The 19,074-nt window shown below is 70.2% G+C and carries 13 protein-coding genes; 8 read left to right on the top strand and 5 right to left on the bottom strand.

Going from position 1 to position 19,074, the window contains the following annotated elements; translation table 11 throughout:
- Window position 1: 1 nt before the first annotated feature.
- From QRN26_RS07000 to QRN26_RS06985, 4 genes are all read right to left on the bottom strand, one after another.
- Window positions 2-376 carry a DUF4233 domain-containing protein gene (locus QRN26_RS07000; protein ID WP_056006641.1) on the bottom strand — a complete coding sequence of 125 codons (375 nt, stop codon included), beginning with the start codon at window positions 374-376 and terminating at the stop codon, window positions 2-4.
- Window positions 373-1,752, bottom strand: a complete 1,380-nt coding sequence (locus tag QRN26_RS06995; protein ID WP_285036015.1) for a bifunctional folylpolyglutamate synthase/dihydrofolate synthase — start codon at window positions 1,750-1,752, stop codon at window positions 373-375. The genes QRN26_RS07000 and QRN26_RS06995 overlap by 4 nt, the downstream gene beginning before the upstream one ends.
- Window positions 1,742-5,110, bottom strand: a complete 3,369-nt coding sequence (ileS, locus tag QRN26_RS06990) for an isoleucine--tRNA ligase (protein ID WP_285036014.1) — start codon at window positions 5,108-5,110, stop codon at window positions 1,742-1,744. Before ileS ends, QRN26_RS06995 begins: the two co-directional genes overlap by 11 nt.
- A 240-nt stretch (window positions 5,111-5,350) precedes the next feature.
- On the bottom strand, window positions 5,351-5,995 hold the full coding sequence (locus QRN26_RS06985; protein WP_056006648.1) for a TetR/AcrR family transcriptional regulator: 645 nt from the start codon (window positions 5,993-5,995) through the stop codon (window positions 5,351-5,353).
- Between the two features lie 155 nt (window positions 5,996-6,150).
- Here QRN26_RS06985 and QRN26_RS06980 point away from each other — a divergent pair, with 155 nt between their 5' ends.
- Genes QRN26_RS06980 through QRN26_RS06965 form a run of 4 tightly spaced genes read left to right on the top strand, consistent with a single transcriptional unit; the run spans window position 6,151 to window position 11,346 of the window.
- Window positions 6,151-7,827 (top strand): ABC transporter substrate-binding protein, encoded by a 1,677-nt coding sequence (locus QRN26_RS06980; protein WP_502927371.1) that lies wholly within the window; start codon window positions 6,151-6,153, stop codon window positions 7,825-7,827.
- The gene (locus QRN26_RS06975) at window positions 7,824-8,801 is read left to right on the top strand and encodes an ABC transporter permease (RefSeq protein ID WP_082455820.1); all 978 of its coding nucleotides are present in this window, start codon (window positions 7,824-7,826) and stop codon (window positions 8,799-8,801) included. The genes QRN26_RS06980 and QRN26_RS06975 overlap by 4 nt, the downstream gene beginning before the upstream one ends.
- Window positions 8,798-9,676, top strand: a complete 879-nt coding sequence (locus QRN26_RS06970) for an ABC transporter permease (RefSeq protein WP_056006654.1) — start codon at window positions 8,798-8,800, stop codon at window positions 9,674-9,676. The genes QRN26_RS06975 and QRN26_RS06970 overlap by 4 nt, the downstream gene beginning before the upstream one ends.
- Window positions 9,673-11,346 carry a dipeptide ABC transporter ATP-binding protein gene (locus QRN26_RS06965; protein WP_285036013.1) on the top strand — a complete coding sequence of 558 codons (1,674 nt, stop codon included), beginning with the start codon at window positions 9,673-9,675 and terminating at the stop codon, window positions 11,344-11,346. Before QRN26_RS06970 ends, QRN26_RS06965 begins: the two co-directional genes overlap by 4 nt.
- Here the strand turns inward: QRN26_RS06965 and QRN26_RS06960 are convergent.
- Entirely contained in the window at window positions 11,326-13,530 is a 2,205-nt protein-coding gene (locus QRN26_RS06960) for an acyltransferase family protein (RefSeq protein WP_285036011.1), read from the bottom strand. The genes QRN26_RS06965 and QRN26_RS06960 overlap by 21 nt on opposite strands.
- Before the next feature lie 132 nt (window positions 13,531-13,662).
- On the opposite strand from QRN26_RS06960, the gene valS reads away from it, so the two are divergent.
- The 4 genes from valS to QRN26_RS06940 are packed head-to-tail and all read left to right on the top strand — an operon-like array spanning window position 13,663 to window position 19,015.
- Window positions 13,663-16,260: a valine--tRNA ligase gene (valS, locus tag QRN26_RS06955; RefSeq protein ID WP_285036009.1), complete on the top strand. Its 2,598-nt coding sequence runs from the start codon at window positions 13,663-13,665 to the stop codon at window positions 16,258-16,260.
- Window positions 16,257-16,703, top strand: a complete 447-nt coding sequence (locus QRN26_RS06950) for a GNAT family N-acetyltransferase (RefSeq protein WP_056777952.1) — start codon at window positions 16,257-16,259, stop codon at window positions 16,701-16,703. Before valS ends, QRN26_RS06950 begins: the two co-directional genes overlap by 4 nt.
- Entirely contained in the window at window positions 16,703-16,948 is a 246-nt protein-coding gene (locus tag QRN26_RS06945; RefSeq protein WP_056777955.1) for a hypothetical protein, read from the top strand. The genes QRN26_RS06950 and QRN26_RS06945 overlap by 1 nt, the downstream gene beginning before the upstream one ends.
- Window positions 16,949-16,981: 33 nt before the next feature.
- A complete protein-coding gene (locus tag QRN26_RS06940; RefSeq protein ID WP_285036005.1) occupies window positions 16,982-19,015 on the top strand; it encodes a M3 family metallopeptidase in 2,034 nt (677 codons plus the stop codon).
- The last annotated feature ends 59 nt before the right edge of the window (window positions 19,016-19,074 follow it).

Below are 19,074 nucleotides of genomic sequence, written 5' to 3'. Positions count from 1 at the left end.
GTCAATCCTTCGCTTCTCGGTAGAACGCCTGCTGACGCTCGATCTTGTCGCCTTGGACCATCGCATAGGTCCAGACGGCTGCGGCCATGCCACCGACGAGGAACATCATCGGCACGAGCAGACCGGTAGCCACGATAGCGGCTTGCACCGCCCAGCCCAGCCAATACCCCCAGCGGAATCGCAGGAGCGGGATCGTCGCGACGATGATCAGACACAGCACCGCGCCGCCGATCAACGCGACCGGGGCCGGCAGTGCCTTCAGCCCGAAGATGACGAGCGAACCGAGGAACATGACGACCATCTCGAATCCGAGGATGATCGATCCGAGCGTCTGCTTGATGCTCCGCGGACCACGCCGAGCCGACATGCCGCTCATGCCTTCGCCTTCCATTCGCGGTCGTCGGCGACCTCGATCGCCTCACCGACGAGCGTGATGGAGCCGGTGATCACGACGAGCCGGCGAGGCGCCTCCTCCGCCCAACGACGGGCGTCCTCCGCGGCCTCGTCGAGGGTGTCGGCGAACGTCGAGGCCGGCAGCTCGAGCGACGCCGCGAGCCGCGAGAGCTCCTCGGCGGGGATCGCGCGCTCCGACTCGGACTGGGTGAAGAAGAACCCGGACGCCGCCGGCGCCAGGGTCGTCAGGATCCCCGCGGCGTCCTTGTCCTGCAGGATGCCGACGACGAAGGCGATCTCGTCGACGTCGAAGTACGTCCCGAGCGCCGCGACGAGTGACGCCGCGCCGTGGGGGTTGTGCGCCGCGTCGACGAGCACGGTGGGATCGGTGCCGACGAGCTGCAGCCGCCCCGGTGAGGCGACCTCCGTGAGCCCTTCGGCGAGGACGTCTTCGGCGATGGCCTGCGTCGCACCGCCGAGGAACGCCTCGACGGCGACGATCGCGAGCGTGGCGTTCCGTCCCTGATGGTCGCCGTACAAGGGCAGGTAGAGCTCCGGGTAGGTCCCCGCGCGGCCTCGGACGGTGATGAGCTGTCCGCCGACGGCGACGGCGTCCTGCTCCAAGGCGAACTCGTCGCCCTCGAACACGATGGGGTCGGACGCGGCGGCCGCCGCCTCCGTGAGTGCACGTCTCGCGTCCGGGTGCTGCGCGGCCGACACGACCTGAGCGCCGGGCTTGATGATCCCCGCCTTCGTCCGCGCGATCTCGGCGATCGTGGATCCGAGCCGCTGCACGTGGTCGAGGTCGATCGGGGTGAAGACCGCGACCTCGGCGTCTGCCGCGTTCGTCGAGTCCCACGCCCCGCCCATGCCGACCTCGACCACCGCGACGTCGACGGGCGCGTCGCCGAAGCAGGCGAACCCGAGCACCGTCAGCGCCTCGAAGAAGGTCAGCGCCGGCTCCCCGGCCGCCGTGAGTTCGGCGTCGACCATGGCCAGGTAGGGCCGGATGTCGTCCCAGTTCCTCGCGACGGCTTCGTCGGAGATCCGCTCGCCGTCGACCCCGATGCGCTCGGTGAACCGGACGAGGTGCGGACTCGTGAAGAGACCCGTCCGGAGACCGTGGGCGCGGAGGATGCTCTCGATCATGCGTGCCGTGCTCGTCTTGCCGTTCGTGCCCGCGATCTGGATGATCGCGAACGACGACTCGGGGTTGCCGAGCAGCTCGAGCGCTCGCTTGGTGGCGCCGAGTCGGGGCTGCGGCTGGGCCTCTCCGAGACGGTCGAGCAGCTCGCGGTACACGGCGTCCGCCGCGTCCGCGGCCGAGCGGTCGTCAGGCTCGTTCAGGTCATCGGACATGCGCGGTCTCCTCTGCGCGCTCGACGGTGACGGTGAAGGCGCCGGTGTTGCCGAACTTCCCCGCCGCGAAGGTCTGCGAGAAGCCGGACGATGCCGACGACACCACGGTGCCGGCCCACTTCAGCGAGGATGCGAGCGTGTCGCCGGCGAGGTCGACCACGTCGAGCACGCTCCGTACCGCGCGCTCGTCGGCTTCCTCGTCGAACCGGAGTCCGAGGGCGATGCGGTCGCTCACCTGGAGATCGGCGGCCTTCCGGGTGTCCTGGACGGCGCGGATGACGTCGCGGGCGAGACCCTCGGCCTCGAGTTCCGGCGTCAGGGTCGTCTCGAGCAGGGCGAACCCACCCGACGGGAGCAACGCGAGCGCCACCCCACCGGCGGCACCCGAAGACGCCTCCATGACGAGCTCGTACTCGCCCGCGACGAGTTCGATACCACCGGCGGTGACCGTCCCGTCGACCTCGGACCAGTCGCCGCTCCGAGCGCCCTTGATCGCCTGCTGCACCGTCTTCCCGAGCCGAGGCCCGGCTGCCCGGGCGTTGACCGAGAGCCGTGAGGTCACCCCGTACTCGGCGCCGCTGGCGTCGGTCAGTTCGGCGAACACGACCGCCTTGAGGTTGAGCTCCTCGCGGAGGATCGCCTCGAACGGCGCCAGCGACGCCGGGTCGGGCGTCACGACGGTGAGCGACGCGAGCGGCAGCCTGACCCGGAGGCCGGCCTGTTTCCGCAGCGCGAGGGTCACCCCGGAGATCTCGCGGACCCGGTCCATCGCCGCGACCAGGGCGGCGTCCTCGGGGAAGGCCTGTGGTTCCGGCCAGTCCGTGAGGTGGACGCTGCGCTCCCCGGTCAGCCCGGTCCAGATCTGCTCGGAGATCAGGGGCAGCAGTGGCGCGGCGACCCGGGTGAAGGTCTCGAGGACCGTGTACATGGTGTCGAAGGCGTCACGGTCGAGCTCTCCGCCGTCGCTCGCCCAGAACCGGTCGCGCGAACGACGCACGTACCAGTTGGTGAGCACGTCGGCGAAGTCGCGCAGCGAGGCGGCGGCGAGCGTCGCGTCGAACGCCTCGAGGTGGTCGGTGACGGTCACGACGAGTTCACGCGTCTTGGCGAGGATGTACCGGTCCAGCACGTCGCTCGAGTCCGTCCGCCAGACGGCGTCGTACCCGCCGGGCACCGCGGTGTTGGCGTACAGCGAGAAGAAGTACCAGCTGTTCCACAGCGGCAGCATCACCTGACGGACACCCTCGCGGATGCCCTCCTCGGTGACGACCAGGTTGCCGCCGCGGAGGACCGAACTCGACATGAGGAACCAGCGCATCGCATCGGAACCGTCGCGGTCGAACACCTCGTTGACGTCCGGGTAGTTGCGCAGCGACTTCGACATCTTCTGGCCGTCGCTGCCGAGGACGATGCCGTGGCTCACGACGCTCGTGAACGCCGGCCGGTCGAAGAGTGCGGTGGACAGGACGTGGAGGAGGTAGAACCAGCCACGCGTCTGCCCGATGTACTCGACGATGAAGTCGGCAGGGCTGTGCGAATCGAACCACTCGCGGTTCTCGAACGGGTAGTGCACCTGCGCGAACGGCATCGAGCCGGAGTCGAACCAGACGTCGAGGACGTCCGTGATGCGACGCATGGTGGAGCGACCGGTCGGGTCGTCGGGGTTCGGCCGGGTGAGCTCGTCGATGTACGGGCGGTGCAGGTCCGTCGGACGGACACCGAAGTCGGCCTCGAGCTCGTCGAGCGAGCCGTAGACGTCGATGCGCGGGTACGCCGGGTCGTCGCTCCTCCACACGGGGATGGGTGATCCCCAGTACCGGTTGCGGCTGATGGACCAGTCGCGCGCACCGGCGAGCCACTTGCCGAACTGCCCGTCCTTGACGTTCTCCGGCACCCAGGTGATCTCCTGGTTGAGCTCCTCCATGCGGTCGCGGAACTCCGGGACGCGGACGAACCAGCTCGACACCGCCTTGTAGATGAGAGGCTGCTTGCACCGCCAGCAGTGCGGGTAGGAGTGCTCGTAGCTCGCCTGTCGCAGGAGGCGTCCCTGCGACTTCAGCAGCTGCGTGAGCGGCTTGTTCGCGTCGAAGACCTGCAGGCCCACGACGTCTGACACCTCGGGGAGGAACTTCCCGCCGTCGTCGACGGAGACGATCACCGGGATGCCCGCGGCCTCGCAGACCTTCTGGTCCTCCTCGCCGTAGGCGGGAGCCTGGTGGACGATGCCCGTACCGTCCTCGGTCGACACGTAGTCGGCCACCAGGATGCGCCACGCGTGCTCCATGCCCCACTCGGCGTCGGCGTAGTAGTCCCACAGGCGGTCGTAGGAGACGTCCTCGAGGTCGCGGCCGACGACCGTGCGGGACACGGCGGCCTGCGCGTCTGCCGCGGAGTCGTACCCGAGGTCCTTGGCGTAGTTGCCGAGCAGCGCCGAGGCGATGAGGTACTCCCCCGCGAGCACCTCCGTGTCGGCGTGGGCAGCGCCCTCTTCGCGCAGGACGGTCGCGTCCGGGGTACCGTTCGGGCCGGCCGGGACGACCGCGTACTCGATGTCGGGACCCACGGCGAGCGCCGCGTTCGTGGGCAGGGTCCAGGGGGTCGTCGTCCAGGCCAGCGCTCGGACCGCGGTGAGTCCGAGGCTCTCGGCCTTGGGGCCGACGAGTGGGAAGGTGACGGTGACGGTCTGGTCCTGGCGGGACCGGTAGACGTCGTCGTCCATGCGCAGTTCGTGGTTGGAGAGCGGGGTCTGGTCGCGCCAGCAGTAGGGCAGCACCCGGTAGCCCTCGTAGGCGAGGCCCTTGTCGTGCAGTTGCTTGAACGCCCAGATGACCGACTCCATGTAGGTCACGTCGAGCGTCTTGTAGTCGTGTTCGAAGTCGACCCAGCGCGCCTGGCGCGTCACGTAGTCCTGCCACTCCTCGGTGTACCGGAGCACCGAGTCGCGGGCGACCTGGTTGAACGCGGCGAGACCCATCTCGTCGATCTGGCGCTTGTCGGTGATGCCGAGCTGGCGCTCCGCCTCGAGCTCGGCCGGGAGACCGTGGGTGTCCCAACCGAAGCGCCGGTGCACCTGCTTGCCGCGCATCGTCTGGAACCGGGGGAAGAGGTCCTTGGCGTAGCCGGTGAGGAGGTGGCCGTAGTGCGGGAGGCCGTTGGCGAAGGGAGGGCCGTCGTAGAACACCCACTCGGGTGCTCCTTCGCGCTGGTCGATCGACGCCTGGAAGGTCCCGTCGGCCGCCCACCGTGCGAGCACGCCTTCTTCGATGGCGGGGAAGCTGGGCGACGGTGTGACGCCGAAGGCCGCACCGTTCGAGGCGGACTCGGAAGCGTTCGGTTCCTGGGACTTCGGGTAGCTCATCGTTCTCCTGGCAGGTCTCGTGGGTCCTGCGAGGACGCCGGCTCGCCGACGCGGTACCACCCCGCTTGCCGTCCACGTGTGACGGCCGCTCTGCACCGGCTGTGACGGGCCTGCCCCGCTCGGCTCTACTGGGCGGCCGACTGGCGGTCGCTGTTCTTCCGAGGACTCCCCGGTGATGGCCGGATCGATGTCGTTGCTCCCATGGTACAGCCTGGAGAACCGGTTCGCGGAGGTGTCCGACTAGGAGGTGACGGGGCCGGTGGCTCTGGCCAGCGCACGGCCGAACCCGTCGATGACCGGCGCGATCGCGCTTCGGAGGTAGGCATCGAGCTCGCCGCGGTTCACGCCCGCACCGGCCCAGGCGCCGGCCCCTGCGACGACGGCCCCGGCGGTGGCGGCCGCCGCGGCGCGGACCGTCAACTCGTCGACCCCGGGAGCCAGCCGCGCGAGGTACACCCGCAGCACGGCCTGGAGTCTGAGCAGCCGCTCGAGCCCCGACGCCTGCAGCTCCCAGGCCGTGTCCATGAGGTCGATCTGGGTGAGGGCCCACGGCACGGCGCCGTTCGGGCGTTCCTCGGCGATGCCGAGCAGGGCGTCCTGCAGTGCGGGCATCGCCTCGTCGGCCGTGGACGCCGGGCCTCCTGCGGCGAGCGCCCGCTCGAGTCCGGCGAGCGCCGCGTCGACGTCCACCCAGAGGACGTCGCTCTTGGAGCCGAAGTAGTTGAAGAAGGTGTTGCGGCTGACGCCGGCGCGGCTGGCGATCTGATCGACGGTCGTTCCCGGGTAGCCCTGCTCCAGGAAGAGTTCCGCCGCGGCCTCTTCGAGGATGCGCCGCGACGATCGACGAGGGCGCCCGACGGCGTTCCGTGCCGGTGGTCGTGTCATGTGCGCTCCTTCCGCCGCCTGCGAGCCTAGCCGTCGCGCGAGGGGTCGGCAGGATCACGGGAGCCCGTATGCTGGTTCCGAGACTGCGTCCAATAATTCGTCCGACGTGGTCGCCGGGACCACAGCACCCGGTCGATACGCTTCCTGGAGTCCCTGTGCCTGCATCCCTCTCCCCCGTCCGTCCTCGTCGGGCATCGTCGGGCCGCCGGACGGCGCGTGTCGTCGTGGCGTTCGTCCCCCTCGCGGTCCTGCTCGCAGCGTGTGCTCCCGGCGCACCGTCCGCGTCCAGCACCCCGAAAGCCGGCGGCACGCTGGTCTACGCCAGTGGGGATGCGGAGCCGACCTGCCTCGACCCGCACGTCGGTGGCAACTACCCGCAGGCTCTGCTCAGCGCCCAGGTCCTCGAGCCGCTCGTCTCGCGCGACGCGAAGGGTGCGATCATCCCGTGGCTCGCCGAGTCGTGGACCACCTCGGAGGACGGCCTGACGTGGGAGTTCACCCTCCGCCCGGACGTGACGTTCACCGACGGGACGGCGTTCGACGCCGCAGCGGTCAAGACGAACATCGAACACCTCCAGGACCCGGCGACGAAGTCGTCGACTGGATACCTCGCGGTCGGCAAGGTCGCCTCGGTCGAGGCGGTCGACGCCACGACGGCCCGCTTCACCCTCTCCGCTCCGGACAGCGCCCTGCTCGAATCCCTGTCGCAGCCGTGGACCGCGATGGAGTCGCCCACGGGGATCGCCCGTGGAGAAGCGGCGAACTGCGACGCACCGGTCGGCACCGGACCGTTCGTCGTCGACGAGTGGGTCAAGCAGGACCATGTGTCGCTCGTGCGCAACGAGGACTACGACTCCGCCCCCGGGGACGCCGCCCACGACGGGCCCGCGTATCTCGACGGCATCACCTGGCGGTTCATCCCCGACTCCGCGTCCCGGTTCGCCGCGCTGCAGAGCGGTGACGTCGACATCATCGACAACGCGCAGCCCGACACGATCGCGCAGGCGAAGGACTCGAAGACGATCGTCGACCTGGACGCACCCCGTCCGGGCGCTTCGAACCGCATCGAGCTGAACTCCGGTCAGGCTCCGTTCGACGACCAGCGCGTCCGTGAGGCCTTCGTGCGGTCGACGGATGTGAACGCCGGGATCGAGTCGCTGTTCTTCGGGACGGCGAAGCGTTCCTACTCCCCGCTCTCGAGTGCCGAGACGACCGCGTACGGCGACGAGAGCCTGTTCGGCTACGACGTGGACGCCGCGAACAAGCTGCTCGACGAGGCCGGCTGGACCGAGAAGGACGCGGACGGGGTCCGGACGAAGGACGGGGTCCGCCTCACCGTGCGGTTCCCGGTCAGCACCAACCAGTCGATCCCGGCCGAGCAGTCCTTGTTCGAGCAGATCCAGGCGGGCGCCGGCGACGTCGGGTTCGACGTGCAGCTCGAACTGCTCGACCTCGCGAGCTGGTACGAGGCACTCGGGAGCAACGCGTACGAAGCCGTCAGCGCGCCGTACACGAAGGTGGGCCCGGATGTGCTCCGCGTCCTCTACGACTCGTCAGGCATCGTGCCGGCACCGAGCGGCTACTTCGCGAACCACGCCCAGCTCGACGACCCGGCGCTCGACGACATCCTCAAGCAGGCGAGCGACACGCTCGACCCCGAGGAGCGCGCCTTCCTCTACGAGCAGGCGCAGCAGATCATCCTCGACGGCTACTACATCCTCCCGCTCTACGACCAGCAGAACCACTTCCTGCTGAGCACCTCCCTGCAGGGCGTGCGCGCTCTGCCGACGGTGTCGACGCCGGTCTTCGGGGACGCCTGGCTCGTGGAGTGACGGTCATCCACCGCGAGGGACGCGACCTCCGCCGCCTGGCCGCGCGGATCGGGGCGCGACTGGCCGGCGCGGTGTTCGTGCTCTGGGCGGTCGCGACGGTCACGTTCTTCGCGGTCCGACTGATCCCGGGCGACCCGGCGCAGGCCTATCTCGGCGGCCCGGGCTCACAAGCGTCCGCGGAAGCGCTCGAACGGGTTCGCGAACAGTACGGCTTGGACCAGCCGCTCCTCGTCCAGTACCTCGCGCAACTGGTCCGACTGGTCCAGGGGGATCTCGGCGAGTCGGCGTCCCTCCGCACGCCGGTGGCTCAGGTGCTCGCCGAACAGCTCGGCGGCACCCTGGTGCTCGCGACGGCGTCGCTCGCCGTCGCCTGGCTTCTGGCGCTCGGCCTCGCGGTCTGGTCGACCCGTGGCGGACGGGTCTCCGCAGCGCTCGGATCGGCCGTCGAACTCGTGGCGGCGTCGCTCCCCCAGTTCTGGCTGGCGACCGTCCTCATCACGCTCTTCAGCACCTGGCTCGGATGGCTCCCTCCGGTGAGTACGGGTGATGCGGTCGGTCTCATCCTCCCGGTGCTGACCCTGGCCATCCCGGTCGCCGGGTTCCTGGCCCAGGTGATGCGGGAACCGTTGCTCGACGCGGGGAGCGCGCCGTTCGCCGTCTCCGCGGCCGCGCGTGGTGAATCGACGACCGGCCTGCTGCTCAGACACGGCCTGCGTCATGCCGCCGTGCCCGCGGTGAACCTGTCGGGATGGGCCTTCGGGTACCTCATCAGCGGTGCGGTGGTGGTGGAGACCATCTTCGCCCGGCCCGGTCTCGGACGGACACTGCTCCAAGCGGTGACCGTGCGCGACGTCCCGGTGGTCACCGGCGTGGTGTTGAGCTCGGCGGTGGCCTACGTCGTCGTCATGTTCCTCGCGGACCTCGCGGCGGAACTGCTCGACCCACGCGACCGGATCCGGCGGTCCGGTTCATGAGCGGGCTCGCGATCACCCCGACATCCGGACGCCCCGACGCCCGGGTCCGCGGCGGACGGCGCCGGTCGTCGGGATTCGGCGCTCCCGAGATCATCGCGGCCGTCGTGGTGCTGTTCCTGCTCGGCTGTGCGCTCGCCCCCCAGCTGTTCGCGACAGCGTCACCGACGGCGGTCGACCCGCGGGCCGCGTTCTCGCCGCCGTCCCTCACCCATTGGTTCGGCACGGACGAGTCCGGCCGCGACGTCTGGAGCCGGGTCGTGCACGGTGCGGGGACCTCGCTGCTCATCGGCGTCGCCGCGACGGCCATCGGACTGATCCTCGGAGCGGTCCTCGCGACGATCGCCGCAGTCGGCGGCCGGATCGCGGACTTCGCCGTGGGACGCGTCCTCGAGGTGCTCTTCGCGTTCCCCGGCCTGTTGCTCGCGCTCCTCGTGATCGTCATCGCGGGGCCCGGTCCCGTCACGGCGACGATCGCGGTCGGCCTGTCGACGGCGCCGGGCTACGCGCGCCTCATCCGCGGTCAACTGCTCCAGGTCCGCTCCTCCGACTTCGTCGAGGCCGCGCGAGTGCTCGGGCACGGGCCGGCCCGGATCCTGTTCCGACACATCCTCCCGAACGCCGTCGCCCCGCTGTTCGTCCTCGCGACCCTTGGCATCGGACAGGCGGTCGTCTGGGCGTCCGCCCTGAGCTACCTCGGGCTCGGGGCGCAACCACCCGCGCCGGAGTGGGGTGCCATGCTCGCCGCAGCACGCACCTACCTCGCGACGGCGTGGTGGCTCACGGCGTTCCCCGGTCTGATGATCGTCTCGACCGCCCTGTCCACCACGGTCCTCGGACGGGGTCTCCAGCGCCGATCACGGGAGGACGGCCGATGAGCGACTCCACTCCCCTGCTCCAGGTGGAAGCGCTGACGGTCGGATTCGGCGGCGGCGACGCTGTCGTCTCCGACGTCTCTTTCCAGGTCGAGCGCGGCACCTGCGTCGCGATCGTCGGCGAGTCGGGCTCCGGCAAGAGCGTGACCGCCAGATCGCTCCTGGGCCTCGCCGGCGCATCGGCGCGGGTGACGGCCACTCGACTCGACTTCCACGGCACCGACCTCCGCGGACTCGGAGCATCTGCCTGGCGACGCCTGCGCGGGCGTCGCATCGGACTCGTCCTCCAGGACGCCCTCGTGTCGCTCGACCCCCTGCGACCGATCGGGCGCGAGATCGACGACGCACTCCGACTCGGTACCGACCTCGACCGGACCGCCCGCACCCGGCGGGTGCTCGAACTCCTCGACTCCGTCGGCATGCCCGACCCGGCTTCCCGCATCGGCCAACGTTCCGGTGAACTCTCCGGCGGACTCCGCCAGCGCGCGCTCATCGCTTCTGCGATCGCACTGGACCCCGACCTCCTCATCGCCGACGAACCGACGACTGCCCTCGACGTCACCGTCCAAGCACGTGTCATCGGCCTCCTCGACGACGTCAAGCGGCGCGGCGCGGGCCTCCTCCTGATCAGCCACGACCTCGCCGTCGTCTCGTCGATCGCCGACCACCTCGTCGTGATGCAGCACGGTGTCGTCGTCGAGCAGGGGCCGGCCGAGCAGGTGCTGACCAGGCCGACACACCCGTACACCCGAGCCCTCATCGCCGCGGTCCCCACCGACCGCGCTCGAGGGACGCGCCTGAGCGCAGACCCGGCGGTCGACGCGGCACCGGTGGCCGAACAGCCGCCGATGGGCACCCGTCCGACGACGCAGGCCCGATCGGACGCACCCGCGCTGGAGTTCCGATCCGTCACCCGGAGCTTCGAGCGTGGCCGCGGCGCCTCGGCGATCCTGGCGGTCGACGACGTCTCGCTCCGCCTGGAAGCGGGGACGACCCTGGGCGTGGTCGGCGAGTCCGGTTCGGGCAAGACCACGCTCGCCCGCATCGCACTCGGCCTCACCGCGCCGCAGTCGGGAACCGTGCTCCTGGAGGGCGAACCGTGGTCGGAGCTCCCCGAGCGAGCGCGTCGTCCACGACGAAATCGTCTGGGCTGGGTCTCGCAGGATCCGTTGAGCTCGTTCGATCCACGCTGGCGCGTCGACGCCATCCTCGCCGACGCCGTTCGTGGGCGGCAAGCCGCACCTCGCGACATCACCCGTCTCCTCGCGGACGTCGGCCTCGATCCCTCGCTGGCTCGCGCGCGCCCGCGGACACTCTCCGGCGGGCAGCGACAACGGGTGGCGATCGCGCGGGCACTCGCGGGCCGACCGTCGACGCTCATCCTCGACGAACCCGTCTCCGCGCTCGACGTCACCGTCCAGGCCAGGATCCTGGACCTCCTCGACGAGCTGCAGCGACGCCACGGCCTGAGCTACCTCTTGATCTCCCACGACCTCGGCGTCATCCGACACATGAGCGACCGGGTCGCCGTGATGCAGCACGGGCGGGTGGTCGAGCATGGCGACGCCAAGCAGGTGTTCACCGCCCCGGCCCACCCCTACACCGCCCGACTCGCAGCCGACGCTCCGCGCCTCATCGCGCCCGGTGCGGCGTCAGGGCGCGACGCCGTCTGACTCCGGCGTCGGGATCCGGTCCAGCACCGCCTGGACGACGGGCGCGAGGGTCTCGGCGTACACCCAGCTCAGGTGGTGATGGTCGCGGTACGCGAGGACACCGCCGATCACCGGTGAGCACCGATCGGACGAGCACAGGGCGTCCGAGAGGTCGACGGGGCGGACCCGTGGGTCGGTGCTCGCGAGGGCGGCCTCATACTGCGGATCCTCCGTGAGCGCGTCGCTCCGGTCCCGGGCGCACCCGTCCTCCGGATCAGCGTCGTCGCGGACGCACTTCAGCACGTCGTCCGACATCGTCGGGGTGTCGCGCAGGACGACGATCTGCTCGATCGTCGCTGGCACGAGCGCCCAGCGCTCCGCATAGGCTTCCGCAGCCACCTCCCGCCAGTCGCGGTCCCCCTCGGCGACGACCGGGTTCCGGGCTCGCGCCGAGACGACGAGCGTGTCGATCTCCGGTTCGTCCTGCAGCAGCTCGAGGGCGTTGCGGTTCCAGCTCAGGCACCCGGCGCGCATCTCGGCGAGCACCGCCGCGCTCGTCCCGGGCTCCGTGCGCTCGGCGTCGCTGAACGGGCAGGAGCTCTTCGCCGCGACGAGGAGCCGCCACCCGTTCGTCTCGGCAGCAGTCGCGAACGCCGGCAACCACTGCTCGGCGTGCGAGTCGCCGATGAGCGCCACCGTCCTCGTCGCCCGCTCCGCGGTGGCGCCGTAAGCGCAGACCTCGAACGCTGCAGCTCGGATGTCGGTGATGCAGCGGTCCGGCGGCAGGTCGGCGAGCGACGCCTCAGGAATGACGACCCCGCGGGTCTCGTCCCCGGGCGACGCCGAGGAACCGTCGCGCGAGGTCTCGCCACCGGAGCCTTCCCTGCCGTCCGATGACGCTCCGTCGTCCCGCGGACACGCTGCAGCATCGACGAGCTCCGCGGCACCGAGGCAGTTCGACGGGGTCGCGACCAGGGTCTCGATGCGCTGCTGTTCGGCGGCGATGCGCGCCTCGGCACCGGGGAGCACCCCGATCGAAGCGATCGACAGGACGCTCATCGCGAGGGCTGTCGCGCCGATGACCCGTCGTGGCCGCCAACCGGCGATCCGCCCGAACCGGATCGGGCGCTCCACGAATCGCGTCGTCACCTCCGCGAGGGCGCCCGTGATGAGGAGCAGGACGATCTGCTCGGGGATGGAGGCCGACCGAGCGAGCACGATCCCGCCGAACACGATGAGGGGCCAGTGCCACAGGTAGACGGCGTAGGAGCGGTCGCCGAGCCACTGGATCGGCGCCCGGGCGAGCAGCGCGGTCGGCGACCACCGGACGTCAGGTGCCCAGGCCGCGATCACGGCGATCGTCCCGCCCACCGGCAGCGCCGCGGTCAACGCCGGGAAGGGCGTCTCACCCGAATACCAGACGGCAGCCGCCCCGATCGCGGCGAACCCGAGCCAGGCGATGACCGTGCGCGCACCCGCCCGCAGCGCCCAGCCGCGCCGGGCCCCCTCGGCCACCAGGATCGCCGTCAGTCCCCCGGCGGCGAACTCCCAGGCCCTCGTCGTCGTGGCGAAGTAGGCCGGAGACGGGTCCTGGGCGGTGAAGACGACCGACCAGGCGGCCGACGCGATGCAGACGAGTCCGATCGCGATCGCGACGCCCCGACGCCGCGCCGTCGTCTCAGCAGCGCGTCGGGCGAACCGGACGGCGAGCCAGCCGGCGACGAGGACCAGGATCGGCCAGACGAGGTAGAACTGCTCCTCGACCGACAGCGACCAGAAGTGCTGCACCGGCGACGGAGCGTCCTCCGCCGCGAGGTAGTCGATCGCGGATCCGGCGAGCGCCCAGTTCTCGATGTACAGGCCCGACCACGCGATCTCGCGCAGGAACCGGGGCAGGTCCCCGAGTGGCGCGAGGTACCAGCTTGCGACGAGGGTCGCGGTGAGGACGGTGAGCGCGGCGGGGAGCAGCCGTCGTGCGCGCCGCGCCCAGAACCGCCCGAGCCGGACCGAACCGGATCGCTCGACCTCGGCGAGGAGGTGCGCCGTGATGAGGAACCCGGAGATCACGAAGAACACGTCGACGCCGACGAACCCGCCCGGCACGAGCCCCGGCCAGAGATGGAACACCACGACGAGCGAGACCGCCACGGCACGAAGGCCTTGGAGGTCGGCTCTCACGGGGCCGGAGGCGGCTCTGGTCGACACGGTTCGATGCTATCGGCCGAGGATGACGGTCTGCGGTCCGGCGTCCTCCCGTCCCCCTGCGATAGCATGGGATGTTCCCATACACTCAGGCACGCAGACACGGTGCCGCACATATCAGCAGGAGATCCCCTCATGACCGCTGCCAGCATCCCGGACAAGCCGGCCCTCGAAGGTCTCGAGCAGAAGTGGGGCTCCTCCTGGGAGTCCGCGGGGACGTACCGGTTCCAGCGCGAAGGCGCGACGCGCGAGTGCATCTACTCCATCGACACCCCGCCGCCGACCGCCTCCGGGTCGCTGCACATCGGGCACGTGTTCAGCTACACCCACACCGACATCGTCGCCCGCTACCAGCGGATGACGGGCAAGCGCGTCTTCTACCCGATGGGCTGGGACGACAACGGTCTCCCGACCGAGCGGCGTGTCCAGAACTACTACGGCGTGCGGTGCGACCCGACGCTCCCCTACGACGCGGACTTCACGCCGCCGTTCGAGGGCGGCGACAACAAGAGCACGAAGGCCGCCGACCAGATCCCGATCTCCCGCCGCAACTTCATCGAGCTCTGCGAACGCCTCACCGTCGAGGACGAGCAGCAGTTCGAGGCCGTCTGGCGTGCGCTCGGCCTCTCGGTGGACTGGACGCAGAGCTACCGGACGATCGGCGACGAGTCGATCACCGCCAGCCAGCTCGCGTTCCTCCGGAACCTCGAGCGGGGCGAGGCCTACCAGGCCATGGCGCCCACGCTCTGGGACATCACCTTCCGCACGGCCGTGGCCCAGGCCGAGCTCGAGGACAAGGAGCAGCCGGGCACCTACCGCCGGCTGTCCTTCCACCGTCCCGACGGTGGCACGATCGAGATCGAGACCACCCGTCCCGAACTCCTCCCCGCGTGCGTCGCCCTCGTGGCCCACCCCGACGACGAGCGCTTCAAGCCGCTGTTCGGCACCACGGTGACGACCCCCGTCTTCGGGGTCGAGGTGCCTGTGCTCGCACACCACCTCGCTCAGCCCGACAAGGGCGCCGGCATCGCGATGGTCTGCACCTTCGGTGACATCACCGACATCGTCTGGTGGCGCGAACTCGACCTCCCGAACCGCGCGATCCTCGGCTTCGACGGTCGGATCATCTCCGAGGCGCCCGAGGCGATCACCACCGAGGCGGGCCGCGACGCCTACGCGCAACTCGCCGGCAAGACGGTCTTCAGCGCCAAGCAGGCCGTCGTCGACCTCCTGGCGGCGTCCGGCGACCTCATCGGCGAGCCGAAGCAGATCACCCACCCCGTCAAGTTCTTCGAGAAGGGCGACAAGCCGCTCGAGATCGTCTCGACCCGCCAGTGGTACATCCGCAACGGCGCGCGCGACGAACAGCTCCGCAGCCGACTGCTCGAACTCGGTGCCGAGCTCGAATGGCACCCCGAGTTCATGCGGGTCCGTTACGAGAACTGGGTCGGTGGCCTGTCGGGCGACTGGCTGATCTCCCGGCAGCGGTTCTTCGGCGTGCCGATCCCGCTCTGGTACCCCCTCGACGGCGACGGCAACCCGGTCTACGACCAGCCGATCGCGCCGGACCACGCGTCCCTGCCGGTCGACCCGTCGAGCGACGCGGCCCCCGGCTACGACGAGTCCCAGCGCGGCGTCCCCGGCGGCTTCATGGGCGAGGTGGACGTCATGGACACCTGGGCGACGTCGAGCCTCACGCCACAGCTCGCCGGCGGCTGGGAGCGCGACCCCGAGCTCTGGAACCTGGTGTTCCCCTACTCGCTGCGCCCGCAGGGCCAGGACATCATCCGCACCTGGCTGTTCTCCACCATGCTCCGCAGCGTCCTCGAGTACGACCGGAAGCCGTGGGAGCACGCGTCCGTGTCCGGCTTCATCGTCGACCCCGACCGCAAGAAGATGTCGAAGTCGAAGGGCAACGTCGTCACCCCGGCGGCGATGCTCGAACAGCACGGTTCGGACGCCGTCCGGTACTGGGCGGCCTCGAGCCGTCTCGGCACCGACGCGGCCTTCGACCCGCAGAACCCGACGCAGATCAAGATCGGCCGACGCCTGGCCATCAAGGTGCTCAACGCTTCGAAGTTCATCCTCGGCTTCACCGGACGCGAGGACGCCCCCGTGACGGAGGCCGTCGACCTCGCGATGCTCAGCGTCCTCCGCAAGGCCGTCGCGGACGCGAGCACCGCCCTCGCCGGGTATGACCACGCACGAGCCCTCGAGCTCACGGAGGCGTTCTTCTGGACCTTCTGCGACGACTACCTGGAGCTCGTGAAGGAACGCGCGTACGGCGAGGAAAGCCCCGAGCAGGCGTCGGCGGTGGCCGCGCTGCGGATCGCGCTGTCGACCCTGCTCCGCCTGTTCGCCCCGTTCATCCCGTTCGCCGCGGAGGAAGCCTGGTCGTGGTCACACGACGGCTCGGTCCACCTCGCCGACTGGCCGTCGGACGACGAGTTCGCCGGCCTCGCCGCGGGCGAACCGCAGGTGCTGGCGCTCGCGAGCGAGGCCCTCACGGGCATCCGTCGGGCGAAGACCGACGCGAAGGCTTCCCAGAAGACCCCGGTCGACTCCGCGGTCATCGCCGGCCCGGCAGCTTCGGTGGAGCTCCTCGCCCAGGTCGCGGACGACCTTCGCGCCGTCGGACGCATCGCCGTCCTCGAGTTCCGCACCGCGGACGCCCTCTCGGTGGCGGACATCGTCTTCGCACCGGCCGCCGAGGGCACGGAGGCCGGCGCATGAGCATCGTGATCCGGCCCGTCGTCGAGAGCGACCTGTTCGCCTGGCACGCGCTGTACTCCGGGTACGGCGAGTTCTACGACAATCCACTCACCGACGAGAAGGCCGTTCTCGTGTGGGGCTGGCTGAGCGACTCCAACCACGCGTTGACGGCGCTCGTCGCAGAGGATGACCACGGGGCCCTGGTCGGCCTCGCGCACTACCGGGTGTTCCCGCGCGCCCTCGCCGGCGGTACCGGCCTGTACCTCGACGACCTCTTCGTCGCCGAGGAGGCACGCACGGCCGGTGTCGGAACGTCGCTGATCGAGCGCGTCCGTGAGATCGCGAAGGCCGACGGACACAGCGTCGTCCGATGGATCACCGCCGCGGACAACGAGCGCGCGCAAGCCGTCTACGACAAACTCGCCACCCGCACGAGCTGGGTCACCTACGACCTGGAGCCGTGATGCAACTCGGAACCCGGTGGTCGGTCGGAGCGGCCGCGCCAGAGGCGGTGCCGCCGGCCGTCCGTGTCGCCATCGCCAGCGAGGAGCAGATCCTCCGCGACCAGCAGGTGGACACCACCGCCTGGCGATGGACCCTGACCTGGCTCGAACGCCGACCGGTGGTCGAACTCGACGACGGCACCACCATCCGTCAGCACGCCGACGGCTCCATCAGCCTGACCCGCCCGGATCCGGACGACGACTGAGTCGTCTCCCGGGCATGCTGGATAGGGTGAGGTATGGAATCACACACGAATCCGTTCCTCCAGCCGAGCACCCTCCCCTACCAGCTTCCGCCGTTCGCGGAGATCCGCGAGGAGCACTACCTGCCCGCTTTCACCGCCGGGTTCGAGCAGCAACTCGCCGAGATCGCGGCGATCACCGCGCAGTCGGATCCGCCCACGTTCGAGAACACCTTCCTGCCGCTCGAGCGCAGCGGATCGATCCTGGGGCGCGTCGCCGCCGTGTTCTTCAACCGGAGTTCCGCCGACAGCTCGGCGTTCACGAACGACCTCGAAGAGGAACTCGCCCCGCAGCTCGCCGCCCATGAGGACGCGATCCGGCTCGACCCGGCCCTCTACGCCCGCATCTCCACCGTGCATGCCCAGCTGGAGCATCTCGACCTCCCCGCTGAAGCCGCCTACCTTGTGCAGCGGGTCCACACCGAGCACACCCTGGCCGGGGCTGGTCTGGACGACGAGCAGAAGCGGGAACTGTCCGAGCTGAACCTCCGCCTGTCGAGCCTCACCACGCGGTTCGAGAAGCAGCTGCTCGCCGACACCAACGACCTCGCCGTCCACCTCACGGACGCCTCCGACCTCGACGGACTCAGCGCGGGTGAGCGCTCCGCAGCAGCACAGGCCGCAGCCGAGCGCGGACTCGAGGGCTGGCTCATCACGCTCGTCCTCCCGACGGGGCACCCCGCACTCTCGACGCTCACCGATCGCCGGGTGCGCGAACGGATCATGACCGCTTCCCGGGCCCGTGGTACGCGCGGCGGGCACAACGACAACCGTGACCTGGTGCTCGAGATCACCCATCTCCGTGCCGAGCGCGCGGCCCTGCTCGGCTTCCCGTCCCACGCGGCTGCGGTCACGGCGGACCAGACTGCTGGGACGCCCGAAGCGGTCGCCGAGCTGTTGTCGCGGCTGGCGATCCCCGCCGCCCGCAACGCCGACCGGGAACAGCGCGAACTCGAGCGGGTCTCCGGTCTGGAGACCATCGAGGCCTGGGACTGGCCCTTCGCGACGGAGCAGGTGAGAGCCGAGCGGTTCGACGTCGACACCGCACAGATGCGCCCGTACTTCGAAGCCGAGCGGGTCCTCTTCGACGGGGTGTTCGCCGCGGCCACCAAGCTCTACGGCATCACCTTCGCGGAACGACCGGAGCTCACGGGCTACCACCCGGACGTCCGGGTCTTCGAGGTGTGGAACGAGGACGGTTCGGGTCTCGGTCTGTACCTCCTCGACCTCTACACCCGCGACAGCAAGCGCGGCGGCGCCTGGATGAACGCGCTCATCTCCCAGAACCGCCTGCTCGACCAGCCCACGGTGGTGGTGAACAACCTCAACGTTCCGAAGCCGGCGGCCGGCGAGCCGACGCTCCTGAGTGTCGACGAGGTCACGACCTTCTTCCACGAGTTCGGTCATGCACTGCACGGATTGTTCGCGGAGGTCGAGTACCCCCGATTCTCCGGAACGAACGTCTTCCGGGACTTCGTCGAGTTCCCGAGCCAGGTCAACGAGATGTGGATGCTCTGGCCTGAGGTCCTCGCCGGGTATGCGCGGCATTACGAGACCGGGGAGCCGATGCCGGAGGAACTCGTCGCGAAGCTGCAGGCTTCCGAGGGCTTCAACGAGGGCTTCTCGACCAGCGAGTACCTGGCGGCCGCGATGCTCGACCAGGCCTGGCACAGCAGCGGTGCAGACGACCGCGTGGACGACGTCGAAGCGTTCGAGGCGGCCGCCCTGCGCTCCGCGGGTCTCGACAACCCAGCGGTCCCGCCACGCTACGCGAGCACGTACTTCGCCCACACCTTCTCGGGCGGGTACGACGCCGGCTACTACTCGTACATCTGGAGCGAGGTGCTCGACGCCGACACGGTCGACTGGTTCACCGAGAACGGGGGCCTGACGCGGGCGAACGGCGACCGGTTCCGGGCGAGGCTCCTCGGCGTCGGAGGTTCGAAGGACCCGCTGGAGGCGTATCGCGACTTCCGTGGGCGCGACGCGGCGATCGAACCGCTCCTGCGGCGCCGCGGCCTCGAAGGCTGAACGACGAAGCCGCCGCGACGGAGCCGGAATCCGGTCCGTCGCGGCGGCTTCGCTCCGCA

Source organism: Plantibacter sp. ME-Dv--P-095 (assembly GCF_030209365.1).
In the GTDB taxonomy this organism is placed as follows: Bacteria; Actinomycetota; Actinomycetes; order Actinomycetales; family Microbacteriaceae; genus Plantibacter.
This window is presented reverse-complemented; position numbering and strand designations above follow the sequence as displayed.